This is a genomic window from Clostridium sp. MB05, assembly GCF_046581255.1.
Lineage (GTDB): Bacteria > Bacillota > Clostridia > Clostridiales > Clostridiaceae > Clostridium.
The window spans coordinates 3,550,227-3,566,329 of the sequence record NZ_CP174370.1; the positions used below are offsets into that span (position 1 = coordinate 3,550,227).

The window sequence follows — 16,103 nt, forward strand, 5'->3', positions numbered from 1 at the left end:
TTTCCTTGAAAAATTTATATATTGCCTATAAAATTATCTATAGGTTTTATTATTTTATTTAATGCTAAGTTATTTATATATAATTTAGCATTATTGATTATAAGTTTTACATAATTAGGAGGCTTACTTAAATGAATACTTTATTTACTATTTCGATGTTAACTATAGTTGGGGGATTAATTGGTTGGATAACTAACATTTTGGCTATTAAGCTTTTATTTAGACCTATTACCCCAGTTAAAATTCCAATTTTAAATATTGAAATCTTAGGACTAATTCCTAAAAGAAAAAATGAAATTGCTGCTAATATAGGCGAAATAATTTCTAATGAATTGCTCTCAATAGATGATATATTAAACCAAGCTCTTAAAAGTTCTGATGGGGAAGATTTTAATTCCTACATAACAGATAAAATAAAAAATATAATAAACGAGAAATTAAATATTATACCTATGCCTTTTAGAATGATGGCTTCTCCTTATATTGATGAAATTTTAGATAAGGAAGTTCCAATTGCAATTAATGAAATTAGTGATGACTTATTATTAAAGGCAAAAGAAAAGGTAAATATTCAACAAATTGTTGAAGAAAAAATTAATGAATTAGACCTAGTGCAACTTGAAGATATAATAATTAAAGTTGCAAAAAAAGAATTAAAACATATTGAAATTTTAGGACTAGTCTTAGGTGCTATTATTGGTTTGCTTCAAGGAGTTTTAGTTATTTGCCTTTAAAATTAAAAAATATATAACTTTACATAGTCTTACTAAAAAAATCAATAAAAATACTGTATTACAAAGTTATAGTAATACAGTATCTTTAGCTTAATGATATTTATATATTATTAGAAATTATTCATCTAAATTAATAGTTATTTTTTCATTTTCTAATATTTTATCTCCACTACTCATCTTAGTGATAAAATACTCTTTATTCTTATCCAATGCTGGTAATGTTAGGGTGAAGTTGTAACCATCATCTATCCCATTAAATTTAGTTTCTATAATTTCTATATCTCTTGTATCCTTATACCAATTTTCTTCTTGACCATTATTAGAGCTTTTATATTTTTCTAATTTCTCTTCATCCCAAACTTCAACTCCTATATTATCCAACCTATCTATATATTTTTTAACTTTTACATCTATTACAGTTTTATCATCCTTAAATTCAATATTTTTTATAATATACTCTTCTCCTGTTTCTAACTTCATTATTGTTTCACTATTTTTATTAATTTTCTCTATCATTAATTCTCTATTATAATTACTTTCATTTATAACAGGTATAAGAGTTATTGATTTTGTTTCTTCAGGAATACCTTCATATCTCCAATAATAATCTCCTTTAACTCTTTCATCATTTACATTTTTTCCACGACCTGATCCCCCTATCATACTTAAAGGAACTCCTTTATCATCTTGCACACAAAATTTCAATGTGTACTTTTCCCAAAAATTCTTTGAATTATTTTCATTATCCTTTACAAACTGTATATCTGTATCTAAATAAATAATAGTATTTAGTTTTGATGTAATTAGCTCCTTAATCTTAAATATACTATCATCATATTTTATTTCTTTATTTACTTTATATTTTTCTTTTCCCATGTCCTTCGAATCTATAGAAAACTTAAATTTGAACTTTTCAGGATAATATCCAGCCCAATTTCCATATAAATCATTAACTATAAATTCTATTTTTGCCTTATCTGATAATTCATTTTCTGTAAGTGCATAAGATGCTAGTCCAACATAAGTATTTTCATCTATGAACTCACCGTCATTTTCTTCATTTTTATAATTTATATCTTTAAATCCACTTTTTATAATAGGGAATATTATAGGTTTATCATCAAATCCCTTTTCTGACTTTAACTCATATGCTATTGCAAGTTCAACTCCATCATAGTAAATATTTTTAATTGTCATTGTAGTATCTTCGTATTTTTTTGTTATATTTATATTCTTAGAGCCTTTTACATATTTATCACCAACGCCTATAGCATCATTTATACTTTTAAAAGTAGGGCCTATAAGTGGTAAGCTTTCTGCATATGTCGGCATAAATATATTAAATCCTAACATACAGATTATAACTCCAGCCACTAATCCAGATACTTTTCTAAAATTACTTTTTCTTTTTATTTTTCTATCCGGTAAGTTTTCCAAAGTTTTCAGCACATTACTTTTAAGAGTATCTGGCATATCTATTTTAATATCTCTTACTTCTTCTTTGATAGCTTCATTAACTTTATCTTTATCATACTTATTCATGATTATCACCTTCAATCATAATATTATAAATCTTTTCTCTCCCTCTATTTAATCTAGACTTTACAGTCCCCTTAGGTATTTTTAAAGTATTACTTATTTCCTCTATGGACATATCATTGAAATAAAATAGCCACATAGTTATCTTTAAATCAGAATTTAATGAATTCATTGCTTTAATTAAATCTAAATTTTTATATTTATCCTCATAAATTTCATTATTGATTTGTGAATCTTCAATATAAGTAATCTTTTTATTTTTTCTTATTATGTTGTTACATTCATTTATTAAAATTCTTGTTATCCATGTTTTAAAAAATTCTTCATTTTTTAAATATAAAATTTTCTCATAAGCTTTTAATATAGTGCTTTGAATAGCATCTTCTATATCATATTCACTATTTAAAATCCCTCTAGCTACAATATATAGAGAATCTAAATTTTCTTTAATTAAACTATTAAATGCCTCTCTATCTCCATCTATAGCTAATCTAACATTATTTTTCTTAAGCTTTTCATCTTTAAATTTATTAAATACTCCTATAGGAATAATATTAGAAGTGTTCATTACATATCCCCTCCCCTTCTAACATAGCTATGTTAACTTATCTTCACTTAATTAGACGTATATCTTAAATTAAAGGTTCCATTAAAAGTTACATTTAAGATCAATTATTTTTTATTAATTTTTTTCATACTGTTTATTTTAATTTCTTAGTATAATATTTTTATTCTAATTGCTTAATAAAAGAGAGCATCTCATAATATGAATTGCTCTCTCTTATATCTATCTTCTTTTATTTTTAACTTTATTTTCTTATATTGTTAATTGGTATAATAATTCATCTTCTATAATTCTTCCTGTGTCTTTAAACCCAATACTTTCATAAAGACTTTTAGCAATATTATTCTTTGGATCAAAGGAAATATATATATCTTTGCAATCCTTAAGCTTCTTCATTTCATCAATTATTTTACCTAATGAAATTTTTCCATATCCCTTGCCTTGATATTTATGATCTATCATAAACCTACATATTTCATAAAAATCATACTCATAACAATATCCATACATAGTAAACCCAATTATTAAATCATCATTATATATTGCTTTTACAGTCCATCCTTTTTGAATTTTAGATTGTGCAATAGAAAAAGCATTTGAGGCAACAAATTCTTCAAAAACATAATTTTTCCCATCCTTATTAGTGGTTAAGAGTGCACATTCTAATAAATTATCTTCATTAATATCTTTTAAATATATACTCATTTTATCTCTTACCCTTCATCATATTTTTAATTCTTTGCTTCTCTTGTTGCTTAGACTTTAATAAATTATATTCTTCTTCTTTTTTTAGTTTTCTATATCTTTCTAGTCTTTCTGGATCTAACTCCCCTTTTTCAATAGCTTCTCTCACTGCACATTTAGGCTCATTTCTATGAGTACAATCAGAAAACTTACATTGTCTTTCTAATTCTTCAATATTGCTAAAGGACTTATCAACATCGGCAGACATTAACCCAAGCTCCCTCATTCCAGGAGTATCTATAATTACTCCTCCATCTTCTAATAGAAATAACTCTCTATGAGTAGTTGTATGTCTTCCTTTATCATTTTCATCTACTGAATTAGTTTTTAATACTTCTCTATTTAATAACTTATTAATAAGAGTAGATTTTCCTACTCCTGATGAGCCTATAAAAGCTATTGTTATTCCACTTTTAATATATTTTTTAACTTTTTCATATCCATTTCCATTTAAACTTGAAGTTACTAATATTTCTATACCTACAGCTACTTCCTCAACTTCCCTAAGTCTTTCATCTATATCCTCGCATAAATCTGACTTAGTCAATATTATAACTGGTATTGCCATACTCTCCCATGCTACAGCTATATATCTTTCAAGCCTATTAATATTAAAATCATTATTTAATGCCATACATATAAATGTAAAATCAATATTTGCTGCAACAACTTGTGTATCAAACCTACTTCCAGCAATCTTTCTTGAAAAATAGCTTTTTCTAGATAACACTTTATGAATTATAGCATCTCCATTTTTATTATCTGCTCTATCTAATAATACCCAATCTCCCACTACAGGATAATCTAAGATACTATTTGAAGAATATGATAATTTACCAGATACCCTCGCAAATACTTCTCCTTCTTCTGTAAAAACCTTATAAATATCTTTGTATTGTACTGAAATTCTTCCTATATATAAGTTTTCATTATAAATACTTGCTTCCTTAATGTATCCTTCATTTAATCCTAATTCTAGTAAGTTTTTATTATTCATTTTTCCTCCCAAAATAAAACATATTGGGAAGGATATTTAATTTATTGCTATACTGTAGTCACCTTCCCATTAACAACAATATAGTTTCTATTAATTCTTACTAAACTCATCATAAAACATCACATCCTTCCAGATAATTAATGGCATAAATACTTTATAAATATATAACAAAGCATTACATTATTACCATTATTTATATAATATATTTTATATTTTATATTGATATTTGTATACAAAATTTTATTTTTATTTTGTAATATATATGAAAAAAGGACTATTTCAGTCCTTTAAAAATCTTTTAGTCATTTTTTATTTGCCAGTAACATCTTTTTGGAGAATAAATCTTTTCTTCCTTCTTTAGTTTATCCATAACTTTTGAAACTTCTTTTTTGTCTACTCCTGTCTTTTCTGCAACTGCAGTAGCATTCATTGGCTCATTGTTTTTTTCAAAACATTCAAGTATTACATTATAATTATCCATAAGTTCATCTCCTTTTATAAATTTCCTATTATTATTTTACATAATTATTTAATTATCTTTCAATAGTTAATTTTACTTTTTTAAAGATAATAATTATTTTTACATTTCTTATAAAAAAGACTATGAATTAAATTGTAAATTTCGTTATAATAAAAAATTACATGAAATCAAAATTTAATCCATAGTCTTTATCTTATAGATTTATAAACTTTTCAAATCTCGCTCTTACATTATCTTCACCCATAATTTGCATTAAAGTATAAAGATCTGGAGTGTTACTTCTATGTGATATAGCAGCTCTTACAGCTCCAGCAACATCGGAAATCATTCCCTTAAAGGCATCTGGATTTGCTTTATATTCTTTTCTATTAGCACAATATCCAAGTTCTGCTCCAATAACCTTTAAATCTTCAAACCAATTTTCTTGACTTCCTGCATTAAAGTTAAATTTATCTTTATATACTTTTATTACTTCTTTTGCATTTTCTAAGCTTAAAGTCTTTGGAAGTTCAACATTTTCTGATGTTTCTTTATTAAATAATTCATCAAAGAAATAATCAACCTTCCCTCTTACTTCATCCCACTTTGCAAAGTCTTTTCTTGGTTTTGGACCTTCTTTATCTATATCGAAGATTTCTTTTGACATCTTTTCATTTGCTGTTACTAAATCATACATCTCTTTATCGTACTCTTTAGCCCAAGCTGTATAATAGTCATAAACTACATCTGCTTTCATTTTACAAATAACTTCTTTACTTACATCATTTAATTTAACTATATCAAATAAAGCTCCTGATTTACTCATCTTATCTAAAGCAACTTGGAATTCATGATAATCTAAGCTTGGATTTTCAGCTCTCCAATCTTCAAATGTCGAATTTATTATGTTTAATAAATATTCAATTACTGATACCATTGGATATCCAACTTCTTTGTAATATGAAACTGCTGCTTCTGCATCTTTTCTTTTTGATAATTTTCTTTTTGATCCATTATCGTTTTTCATTATTGTTGGTATATGTGCATAATTAGGTCTATCTAATCCTAATACATCAAATAATTGAACATGTATAGGTAAAGATGATAGCCATTCTTCTCCTCTAATAACATGAGTAGTTCTCATTAAGGCATCATCTACAGCATGTGCAAAATGATATGTAGGAAGTCCATCTCCCTTTATTATAACTATATCTTGATTATTTTCTGGGAAGCTTATATCTCCCTTTATCAAGTCATGGAACTCTACTCTATTTTCGATATTTCCAGGTGACTTAAATCTAATTATATAACTTTCACCATTTTTAATTTTCTCTATATATTCTTCTGGACTTAAGTTTCTATCTTTAGCAAATTCTCCATAATATCCTGGAGTTATTTTAGCTGCAATTTGTTTTTCTCTAAGTTCTGCTAATTCTTCTGGTGTATCGAAAGAAGGATATGCTAAACCTTTTTTAATTAAATCTTTTGCAAAAGATTTATAGATTTCAGCTCTTTCACTTTGTCTATATGGACCATATTCTCCTTTAGATGTATTATCTCCAGTCATTCCTTCATTAAAATTCATTCCAAAGTTATGCATTGTTTGAATTGTATCTAATATTGCACCTTCTACTTCTCTTTTTTGATCAGTATCTTCTATTCTTAAATAAAAAATACCATCTGTTTGACTTGCTAACCTTTCATTTATTAAGGCTGCAAAAACCCCTCCAATATGTTGAAATCCTGTTGGTGATGGTGCATATCTAGAAACAACAGCACCTTCTTTTAAATTTCTTTTTGGATATTGTGAAGTATAATCTTCTATTGTCTTATCAACATTTGGAAATATTAATTCTGCTAATTTTTCAAAACTCATATTTATCTTCCTTCCGTAGTTTAAAATTTTATATAAATAAAAAAGTCTTCCATCCTAAAAACCTTAGGACGAAAGACAAAATTCCGCGTTACCACCTAAATTGATTAATTAAAAATTAATCCACTCATTCTCTTTAAGGGGAGAATCCCATAAACCTACTTGCAAATATATGCTTTTTCAGTTTATAGCTCAAGAGCTTCTTTCTATAGATTTAACTTCTAGGATTACACCCTCCCCAGATCTCTTTAAATTAAAATTCTATATACTCTTCTCTTTCAATGCCATTTATTTATTTGTTACCAGTAACATTATAACTTTACATTTCCCCTTTGTAAATAATTTATACTTTATTCTTTTTTATTTTCATCTTTGAAAGCTTTCTTATCTTTATAATTATCACTAACTTCTTTGTTAGCTTTTCCTACTTCATATAAAATTCTATTTTCTATTCCTCTTATTCCTTTAGTTAATTTAGCATATTGCTTATCAACAAAAGAATTTTCATTTCCAGTAAGTTTTAAGTACCCTCTTTCTACTTCTAGTACTGCTTTAGTTTTACCAAAATCATTTGCATTTCTTAATTTATGTTTAGCTGCTATTAACTTCTTTAGGCTGTCTTCAATTATTATTCCATCAATATTTTCATTAAAGTTCATTTTGTTTTTAGAATTAATAATTTCATCCTTTTTATTTTTTTCTTCTAGCTTATGCTGTTTCTCTAAGGCCTCTTTTTCTTTTTCTATTAATCTCATTTGTTGTATTTCTGCTTCTATTTCAGCAATTTTTTTATTTAGTTCTTCAAGCTTCATTCTTTTTTCTTTAGGGTCCATTTCAGTTTCTTGAAGCTCTCTTTTTTGTTCTTTAAAATCTTCTTTTAGTCTCTGTAAGTTTTTTATTATTTGATTTGAGGATTTTTCTATAGTGATACTTTTTCCATCCTCTACTTTTTCTTTCTTTTGATTTTCTGAAGCTTCTTTAAGCTTATTATATATTGGATTGTTCCAATTATTTAGTCTTTGAATTTGCATAAAATCTCCCCCTTAGCTTTAATTATACTATCGTTTCAATTTGGAAGTTCTTTACCATTTCATATAGTTAATAATCTTATAAATAACTTTCTAAGACTCATATTCAGATTTAAAGCTTACTACATTGAATATAAAGCAATTAATTTGGGTTATAATCATAGTATACAGAGAAATATATTAATAAAATTCTTATTTATAATATATTAAAATAACACTTGGAGAATTTAATTATGAAAAAATTTTTATTAGTTCTAATGTTTATAATCTTATCAATTTTATCAGGATTTTTAATAAATAAATTCTTAAATAATAATTATAATATAATAAATGAAGATTCTAACAATGAGTCAAATCCTTATTCTATACCTGAAAAAAATTCATTATCAAATAGAGAAAAAGCTTCTAATTTACTTAAAACAATGTCCTTAGAAGAGAAAGTTGGACAAATGTTTTTCGTTAGATGTAGAAAAGATAGTGCATTAGAAGATTTAAAAAAATATTATATTGGTGGATATATTTTATTTGATGCTAACATAAATAACGAAACAAAAGAATCTTTAACTAATACTATAAAAGAATATCAAAATTCATCTAAAATAAAGCTACTTATTGGAATAGACGAGGAAGGTGGAATAGTTAATAGATTAAGCAGATACTCTGAGTTTAGAGCTATTCCCTTCTATTCTCCTCAGGATTTATATAATGAAGGAGGATACCCTTTAATAATTAGTGACACAAAAGAAAAAGCCACTTTACTAAAAAGTTTAGGAATCAACGTTAATCTAGCTCCTGTTTGTGATGTATCTATAAATCCAGATGATTATATTTATCCAAGAACCTTTGGTAAAAATGCATTAGAAACAGCTCAATATATAAAAACAGTAGTTAGTACTATGAAAGAAAATAAAATAGGTTCTACTTTAAAGCATTTTCCTGGTTATGGTAATAATATAGATACTCATACAGGTATATCTATTGACGAAAGAAGCTATGATACATTCAAAAATTCTGATTTTCTACCATTTGAAGCAGGCATAGAAGCAGGATCTGAAAGTATATTAGTTTCTCATAATATAGTAAAATCTATGGATGAAAATCTTCCAGCATCTCTTTCACCTAATGTTCATAAAATTATTAGAAATGAATTGAATTATGATGGAATTATTATGACTGATGATTTACAAATGGATGCTATAAAGGAGTATATAGGAGATTCTACTTCGGCAGTACTTGCAATAACTGCTGGCAATGATTTAATAATTGCATCAGATTTTCATATTCAAATTCACTCTGTATTAGAAGCTTTAAAAAATGGAGTAATTACAGAAGATCGTATAAATGAATCTGTATTAAGAATTCTTAATTGGAAATTTGATTTAGGAATACTTTAAACAAAATAAAGGAGTTCTATAAAAATAATAGAAAGATTATTTTTATAGAACTCCTTTTTATAATTTACTTATTTTATTCTTCTTTATTTTCCTTTACTGTTAAAATAGTTGTATTCATACCACTTTAATTTTTTATCAATCCTTCTATTCTTCCAATATTTATAATCTTTATCTTCTATCGTTCCTTGCTTATATCCTTCTGTTATAGAATCATATGCATCTTGTGATAATGTAATAAGATACCATACGTCTATTTCATTATTTGAATTCATAATTTCCATATTCTTTTTTGCTATATAATTATCTATATTAAAATAATTTAAACACAAATACATAGATAACCCAACAATAGATATTGGTTTAAACAAACTTTTTTTGCTCCATATAAATATCATTAATATTATTAACACTAGACATAAAAAAACTGTAAAAACTTGCACTAAAATTCTTAATCTAGTGTAACCAAATGCTTCTATATATAAATTCATTTTGTATATAGCTGAAGCTCCCATGTTTATAGTTAGCAATGTTATTATGCTATATAAAGAATTTAAAGATTTTTTCATAATGCTACTGTTAGTAGATGTTTTAAAAATCATTAATGTTATTATAGCTAAATTTATTATTACTAAAGTACCTAATTGAAAGAAACCTTTTCTTGCATAATTTGCAAAGTCAAATCCATTTGGCAACTCCTTATTTAAATATAAATAAGAAATTTGTATTTTAGTAAATATTAAATATAAAGCAATTATGCATATCAAGACTGTTATTACAGTAACTGAATTAAAAGGCTTATTTGTAGTATTGTTATCTATTTCCTTTATTTTAGTAGAATTTAAACTATAATATAAACCAAAGATTAAAAACATTACTATTAGTGCTACGATAATTTTATATATTAATTCATAAAAATTCTGTATATTTATATATGTCCATATATTTTTTAAATAATAATTAAAAATCTCATCTGCTCCAGCTAGTAAGCTTCCCAATACTATAATTAAAGGTACTGATATTAATATACCTGTTAATATTGATTTAATATTATTATTTTCTTTTTTTGAAGTATCTTTCTTCAAGGAAGCTTTAACTACTTTAGGAAGTTTAAATGAATTCTCTACAGATTGCCCTACTATTATTTCAAGAAAAGCAGTTCCAAAACTTAATAACTTAAAGGGAATATTATTATAACTTAATAATAAAAATCCTGAGAATAAGGATATTGGAACTACAAATAAATTTAATGTTCTAAATAAATCATTTGTAAAAATTGCGTAACTACAGGACAGAAGAAAGCTTGATAATATGAAAAAATATCCTAATAAATTTCTATTTTTTGCTCCAACTGTAACAAAGAAAATTGCTATCATTAAAATATTTAAAATTACTAAAGAAATACCTAAATATCCAAAAATAAATTTAGAAAATAATATTCCAAACAATAAAGAAAGTGCTATAAGCATTAATGCCTTTTTGGTATCCATATTCTCTTTTTCAATATTTAGTATGGAATTTTTTATCTTGTAATTTTTTTTCATGTTAATAGAATCTTTTAATGCTTCTACTGCAATAGAATTATAATTATTTAGATTACACTGTAATACTATATATTTTAAAAATTCATTTTCAATTTTGTTGATATTATTTGCCCATCTACATTCTTCAAAAGCTAAATTTTCATCTACTAATTTCACATCTAAATTAGTAGCATCCATAAATATTAAACTAATATTATACTCATCTACATTAATTTTTTTGTTATAATTAATAATTTGTGCATCTTCTACTTCAATAGATCCTTTTTTCCACCTATTTACGCACTCTTCTGGAGTTTCTTCTCCTTTCATTATTATAACTGGTAATCTATTTTTTGACCTTTTTAATAAAAGAATCTTTTCATCCTTCATTAAAACTAAACAAACAGCATTGACCATCTATGCTCCTCCTTTTTATTCATCTATATATTCTAAGATATCTCCTGGCTGACAATTAAGTTCCTTGCAAATAGCTTCTAAAGTTGAAAACCTAATTGCTTTAGCTTTATTGTTTTTTAATATAGAAAGATTTGCATTTGTTATTCCAACCTTTTCAGCTAATTCATTTAAGGATATTTTTCTCTTTGCCATCATAACATCTAAGTTCACAATTATAGCCATACTCTTCTCCTTCATCATATTGTTAAATCATTTTCCTCTTTAAAAGTAACTGCCTTATCAAAAACCTTTGCTAATATAAATATAAATGCTGCTGCAAATAAGAATATGAAAACTTCCATATCTGTATGAATCCCCATATTATCAACATATATAAACTTAAACTCTTTAAGGTTAGAATTTATGAATAAATTAAAAAAATAGCATAATGATATAATTAATGATGCTAATGAAATCTTTTTGAAAGCTACTGCATTTGATCTAACAAATGGATCCCCTTTTACTAAAGTTTTTATTATACCTCTAAGTTGAAAGACTATATAAAATAAACTACTTATTCCTATCACTAATAATGCTGTAATTAAGCCTTTATTTATAATAAACTCTTGTATTCCTCCTTTATAAAAAATTGTATAAAACAAACTAATTGTAAGGATTATTCCAAATAAAATACTAATATTAAGAACTACTGATAATACCTTAGATAAAAATTTTTCTTCTTTTAATTCCACTTTAATCTCTCCTTTTTATATCTCGTGTATATCTCGACACAAAGCTTTATTTTACTTGATTTAATCATAGACTACATATAACCTATGTAGTCTATGATTAAATTGTGTAGAACTACTCTATGCAGTTTTAATCATAAATATTTATTTTTCTTTATCTTTCAAAAACTTTAGAATTTCTTTTACTGTGACTAGAATTGATAGCAATAATATAATTTTAGAACCCTCAATAAGAATGCCTAAAAGCATATTTACCCCTCCCCCATTAATGAACATAATAATACAATTGTGTACATTACATTTTCTCATACAATTTCCCCCGAAGAACTTCTAATTGTTCTTTGAGCTTTTTATTTTCTTGTTCCAATTCTTTTATTTTTTTATCTTTAGCCATTATAATAATATCTTTTGATTTGGAAGTTTTATCATACTTAGCTCTTTGATTCATAGTTTTACTTAGTTGCTTCTTGCGAAGCTCCTCGATTCTGTTCTTAACTTCTTCGTTATTGTAAAGATAAGTCTTAGAAACTCCACTTAACTGTGAAACACTATTAAAGTTAATCTTTTGCTCCGTCAACGAAAGTTCTCTAATGGCTTTATCAACTCTTTCTAAAGTCACTTTACTTTTATGCTTTGCATATTCTTTTAATCCTTTAGTACTTCCAGACATTATGAATCCTCCCTTGACTTACCGTTTTTATGAACCAACTTTTGCTCCTTTACCTTTTGTAAGGTTTGTTCCAATATATTTAGATATTGATTGTTCTTTTCAGCCCAAAGTTCTCTACCACATCTATTACTAATCTCTATTTGAGATTTAACTTTTTCTATTTCTTCCTCATATTCAGGAATATTTTCGGTTGTAGTACAGAAACTTGCACAAGTTAAGCAATGGTTCATCTGTTGCTTACAAGGCAACTTAGACGGTTTAAAACATACTCCAAATGGAACTCTAACAGCATCTAAGTTCTTTTTAACATATTCATATCTAACAAGATTTTCACCAACATCAGTTGAAGTATCTATTGATGTTAATTCATTAGTTTCAGTATTAACTTTAAATAACTCCAAATCCTCTGTATTCTTCAATTTCTCGTAAAGAATATTTTCACTAACAGTTGCATAATGAACCGTCATTTGCAAACTTTGATGACCTAAAATCTATTGTATAACACTTATACCCATACCTTGCTCTACATATTCTTTAGCTCTTGTATGCCTTAAAGAATGTAATCTAAAATGATACAATTCACCATTAACATCTCTAATATTTTTTTGTTTGATAAGCCTATTAATAGTTTGTAGTAAATTTTGCTTCGCTAACGGTTTACCTTTTAGTTTTCCTTCATAAATATTAAATAAATACTTATTAGGGTTATTTTCTTCTGTGCTTAACGATTTAGCCTTACCAATAGATTTTTGAACCATTTCAGCAACTTTATCTCTTATAGGAATTTTAAGTTGTGCTATACCCGTTTTAGTTATTTCTCCACAAAGATAATAGTTGTAAGTTTGTTCTTTACTATTCCATATCTGCTCTAAACAATTATTATATCTAAGATTCAATATATCTGTTCCTCGCCATCCCGTTTCACGAAGTAAAATATAAATTTGGATAAATTGTGGTCTATCTATATCCATAATGTTATTATCTAATTGCTTTAATACGGGTTCTGGAACAAATTTAACTCTTTTTATTTCATCTTGTAGCCTTTCTCTCTTTGAAATATCATCTTGGAATATTAAAAACGATACTTCCTTTTTAGGTGCTTTATCATACTGAGCCATTTGAATATATTCTAAAAATGTTCGCACATAAGATATAAATTTACTCTTGTAAGTAGCATTTTTATCCTCATAATCATTGCCCAACCAATACAAATAATTCTCTATATCTTGCCTTGTTAAATTCTCTATGAATCCATCAGTATAGTTATTAGAGTAGAATTTTCCAAAGAAGTAATTTAAGTTATTTAATATCTGAAAACAATGATTCCAACTTTTTTTAGTTATTATAGTTTTAAAATATCCTTTTACAGTCTCTCTATAGTAAGTAGGTATTTTAGTAAAATTAATGGAATTATTATTAGTGTGATTAACTCCACTTGCAGGCATCCTAGCACCTTTAATATTCTTTGAATACCATATATCTTTTTCAATTTCCTCTCTGTTATCATAGAAAGCTTGAATAAAATCTATTAAATAATTTGAAAACCCAAAATAGCTTTTTTCATTTATATCAAATTTAATGCCTTTATTTATCAAAAAAAGTTTCCACCTTATAAATGTTTTTTCTCTATTTAATTCTAATAATGAATCTTCAATATAAAATTCTGAGAAATATTTTAATGATGTATTTAAACGAACAATTCCTCTATTGGTTAGGAAATTTTCTTTAAATTTATATACAAAAAAATATTTGATTTCATTTTTTAAAGAAGCACTTTTTATATTTGAAAAATCTATATATCTTTGACTTCTAACTTTTCCCCCAATGAAGAATTCTTTTGTTATATCCCATTTATCATTTTTTAACCAATATCCATTATCTTGTTTAAGATATTCAATTATTTCATCATATTTACTTTGTTGATTATCTATCTTTTGTAAATTACTCATACGTATTATTCTCCTTCGCTATAAATATCTAATTCTAAATTTGGTTGAGTTTTATCAAACTCTCTCGATATTTCTTCATCCGAAGGATGTATATAAGTATTCATTGTTGTATAGATATTTTTATGACCAGCTCTTATTCTTAAAAGCTCTGGTTGCCATCCAGCAATTCTAAGAACGGTTAATGAACTATGTCTGAACATATGTGGTGTAACATATATGTTAGTTTTTCTATTTAACATTCTAAATAAATTATCAACATCCGTATAAGTCATAGCTTTATTTTTGTTATTACCGCTAATTCTAATGAAAATATGATTAGTTTCAACATCATCAGCATGATATTCTGCTACATATTCCATAAACATATCTACAAGATTTTGTGATATATCTATTCTTCTTGGACTTGATACGGTTTTGATTTCAGCATTATTTTCAAGCTGACCTCTATCTTTAATGTCAATGACCATATCGCTAACATCAAAATCCTCAATCCATAATGACAAGGCTTCGCCGATGCGTATGCCAGTTTCATAAAGCAATGTTAATAAAAACTTATCTCTTAAATTATTACAAGTCTTTATAAGTGTTGTAATTTCAGCTTTAGCTAAAGTTTTAGGTTTTGACTTAGGAACTTTCAACTTTAATATATTGCTTGTAACTTTCTTTTTATCATAAGCTATACCATATAAAAATCCTTTAAAATTTCTACTTGGTGTAGATACAAACTTTTTAAGTCTATCTGATATATTATTGCTATATTCTTCATGTCTTAAAATATAATCATAGAAAGCTAATACTGTATTTATAACAATATTTATTGTCCTTGGTGTTCTTGCTGTATCAGTAGGGTGTGCTGGTATAACCTTTAAACTTTCATAAGGATTTTGTAGCCAATTAACAAATAAAGCTAAATCATCTATTGTAACATCTTGAAAACTAATTTCTCGTTGCTCCAAATATTCAAAATATAACTTTAAATGCTGACAGTACATTCTTAAAGTATTTCTTGAGTAGTTTGTATTATCCTTAAATCTAATAAATTTTAATACTGCTTCAACAGGTAATCCGTTACTATCTGCAAGATAGTATCTTTCCTTACCTTCATCAGTTTTAACTTTTACAACTTCCATACTCATTCTTCACTCCTATAGTTATTTTTTTATCTAACCATAGTGTTTACTATCTTAACTACTTTTATCACAACTATTTATTTCGTAACCTTAGTTATTTTTCTTTATGAAAGTGTTATTTAAATTACTATAAATACAGTTTAGTTTTCTACACTATATTTCTTCCTGAATTAAATATATATTATCACTTCAAAATTTATTTATCAAGAGTTTCTTATTGAAAAACGATATTTTTTTATTCTTTATTAAAGAAATATTTCATTATAATACTTTTATTCAATTATTTAACATAATAATTTCGAAGAAGTATTATTAATTATGTATATAAGAAGAATTTAATTAAGTGGTAGTTAAA

At 25.7% G+C, this 16,103-nt stretch carries 15 protein-coding genes, 1 pseudogene and 1 other annotated feature; of the genes and pseudogenes, 2 read left to right on the plus strand and 14 right to left on the minus strand.

The genetic code is table 11. From position 1 onward, the window contains the following. The first annotated feature begins 131 nt into the window (after window positions 1-131). Window positions 132-734: a DUF445 domain-containing protein gene (locus ACH36K_RS16680; protein ID WP_411168719.1), complete on the plus strand. Its 603-nt coding sequence runs from the start codon at window positions 132-134 to the stop codon at window positions 732-734. A 117-nt stretch (window positions 735-851) separates the two neighbouring features. Here ACH36K_RS16680 and ACH36K_RS16685 read toward each other — a convergent pair whose 3' ends face one another. The 7 genes from ACH36K_RS16685 to ACH36K_RS16715 all read right to left on the minus strand — a co-directional run bounded on the left by ACH36K_RS16685 (window position 852) and on the right by ACH36K_RS16715 (window position 7,943). Continuing rightward, a complete protein-coding gene (locus tag ACH36K_RS16685; RefSeq protein WP_411168720.1) occupies window positions 852-2,276 on the minus strand; it encodes a DUF4179 domain-containing protein in 1,425 nt (474 codons plus the stop codon). Next, the gene (locus ACH36K_RS16690; protein ID WP_411168721.1) at window positions 2,269-2,841 is read right to left on the minus strand and encodes an RNA polymerase sigma factor; all 573 of its coding nucleotides are present in this window, start codon (window positions 2,839-2,841) and stop codon (window positions 2,269-2,271) included. Before ACH36K_RS16690 ends, ACH36K_RS16685 begins: the two co-directional genes overlap by 8 nt. 249 nt (window positions 2,842-3,090) lie before the next feature. Next, window positions 3,091-3,543 (minus strand): GNAT family N-acetyltransferase, encoded by a 453-nt coding sequence (locus ACH36K_RS16695; RefSeq protein WP_411168722.1) that lies wholly within the window; start codon window positions 3,541-3,543, stop codon window positions 3,091-3,093. A gap of 1 nt (window position 3,544) precedes the next feature. Beyond that, window positions 3,545-4,579: a ribosome small subunit-dependent GTPase A gene (rsgA, locus tag ACH36K_RS16700; RefSeq protein WP_411168723.1), complete on the minus strand. Its 1,035-nt coding sequence runs from the start codon at window positions 4,577-4,579 to the stop codon at window positions 3,545-3,547. Window positions 4,580-4,877: 298 nt separating this feature from the next. Next, window positions 4,878-5,060, minus strand: coding sequence for a MarR family transcriptional regulator (locus ACH36K_RS16705; protein ID WP_411168724.1), 183 nt, complete (start codon window positions 5,058-5,060; stop codon window positions 4,878-4,880). A gap of 193 nt (window positions 5,061-5,253) precedes the next feature. After that, window positions 5,254-6,915, minus strand: a complete 1,662-nt coding sequence (gene gltX / locus ACH36K_RS16710; RefSeq protein ID WP_411168725.1) for a glutamate--tRNA ligase — start codon at window positions 6,913-6,915, stop codon at window positions 5,254-5,256. 61 nt (window positions 6,916-6,976) lie between these two features. Further along, window positions 6,977-7,203, minus strand: a binding site (T-box leader). A 59-nt stretch (window positions 7,204-7,262) separates the two neighbouring features. Further along, a complete protein-coding gene (locus ACH36K_RS16715) occupies window positions 7,263-7,943 on the minus strand; it encodes a hypothetical protein (RefSeq protein WP_411168726.1) in 681 nt (226 codons plus the stop codon). A 230-nt stretch (window positions 7,944-8,173) separates the two neighbouring features. Between ACH36K_RS16715 and ACH36K_RS16720 the strand changes: the two genes are divergently transcribed. Continuing rightward, window positions 8,174-9,334 (plus strand): glycoside hydrolase family 3 protein, encoded by a 1,161-nt coding sequence (locus ACH36K_RS16720; protein WP_411168727.1) that lies wholly within the window; start codon window positions 8,174-8,176, stop codon window positions 9,332-9,334. A gap of 83 nt (window positions 9,335-9,417) precedes the next feature. Here the strand turns inward: ACH36K_RS16720 and ACH36K_RS16725 are convergent, their stop codons facing one another. The 7 genes and pseudogenes from ACH36K_RS16725 to ACH36K_RS16755 all read right to left on the minus strand — a co-directional run bounded on the left by ACH36K_RS16725 (window position 9,418) and on the right by ACH36K_RS16755 (window position 15,748). Further along, on the minus strand, window positions 9,418-11,271 hold the full coding sequence (locus tag ACH36K_RS16725; RefSeq protein ID WP_411168728.1) for a DUF4153 domain-containing protein: 1,854 nt from the start codon (window positions 11,269-11,271) through the stop codon (window positions 9,418-9,420). A gap of 15 nt (window positions 11,272-11,286) precedes the next feature. Then, window positions 11,287-11,493 carry a helix-turn-helix domain-containing protein gene (locus ACH36K_RS16730; protein WP_411170722.1) on the minus strand — a complete coding sequence of 69 codons (207 nt, stop codon included), beginning with the start codon at window positions 11,491-11,493 and terminating at the stop codon, window positions 11,287-11,289. 14 nt (window positions 11,494-11,507) lie between these two features. After that, the gene (locus ACH36K_RS16735) at window positions 11,508-12,002 is read right to left on the minus strand and encodes a DUF2975 domain-containing protein (protein WP_411168729.1); all 495 of its coding nucleotides are present in this window, start codon (window positions 12,000-12,002) and stop codon (window positions 11,508-11,510) included. 141 nt (window positions 12,003-12,143) lie between these two features. Beyond that, window positions 12,144-12,308, minus strand: a complete 165-nt coding sequence (locus tag ACH36K_RS16740) for a hypothetical protein (protein ID WP_411170732.1) — start codon at window positions 12,306-12,308, stop codon at window positions 12,144-12,146. Next, window positions 12,295-12,669: a DUF6262 family protein gene (locus ACH36K_RS16745; protein WP_411168730.1), complete on the minus strand. Its 375-nt coding sequence runs from the start codon at window positions 12,667-12,669 to the stop codon at window positions 12,295-12,297. Before ACH36K_RS16745 ends, ACH36K_RS16740 begins: the two co-directional genes overlap by 14 nt. After that, a pseudogene (locus ACH36K_RS16750) lies at window positions 12,669-14,618 on the minus strand (tyrosine-type recombinase/integrase). Before ACH36K_RS16750 ends, ACH36K_RS16745 begins: the two are co-directional and overlap by 1 nt. A gap of 5 nt (window positions 14,619-14,623) precedes the next feature. Then, window positions 14,624-15,748, minus strand: a complete 1,125-nt coding sequence (locus ACH36K_RS16755; protein ID WP_411170723.1) for a tyrosine-type recombinase/integrase — start codon at window positions 15,746-15,748, stop codon at window positions 14,624-14,626. Window positions 15,749-16,103: the final 355 nt, after the last annotated feature.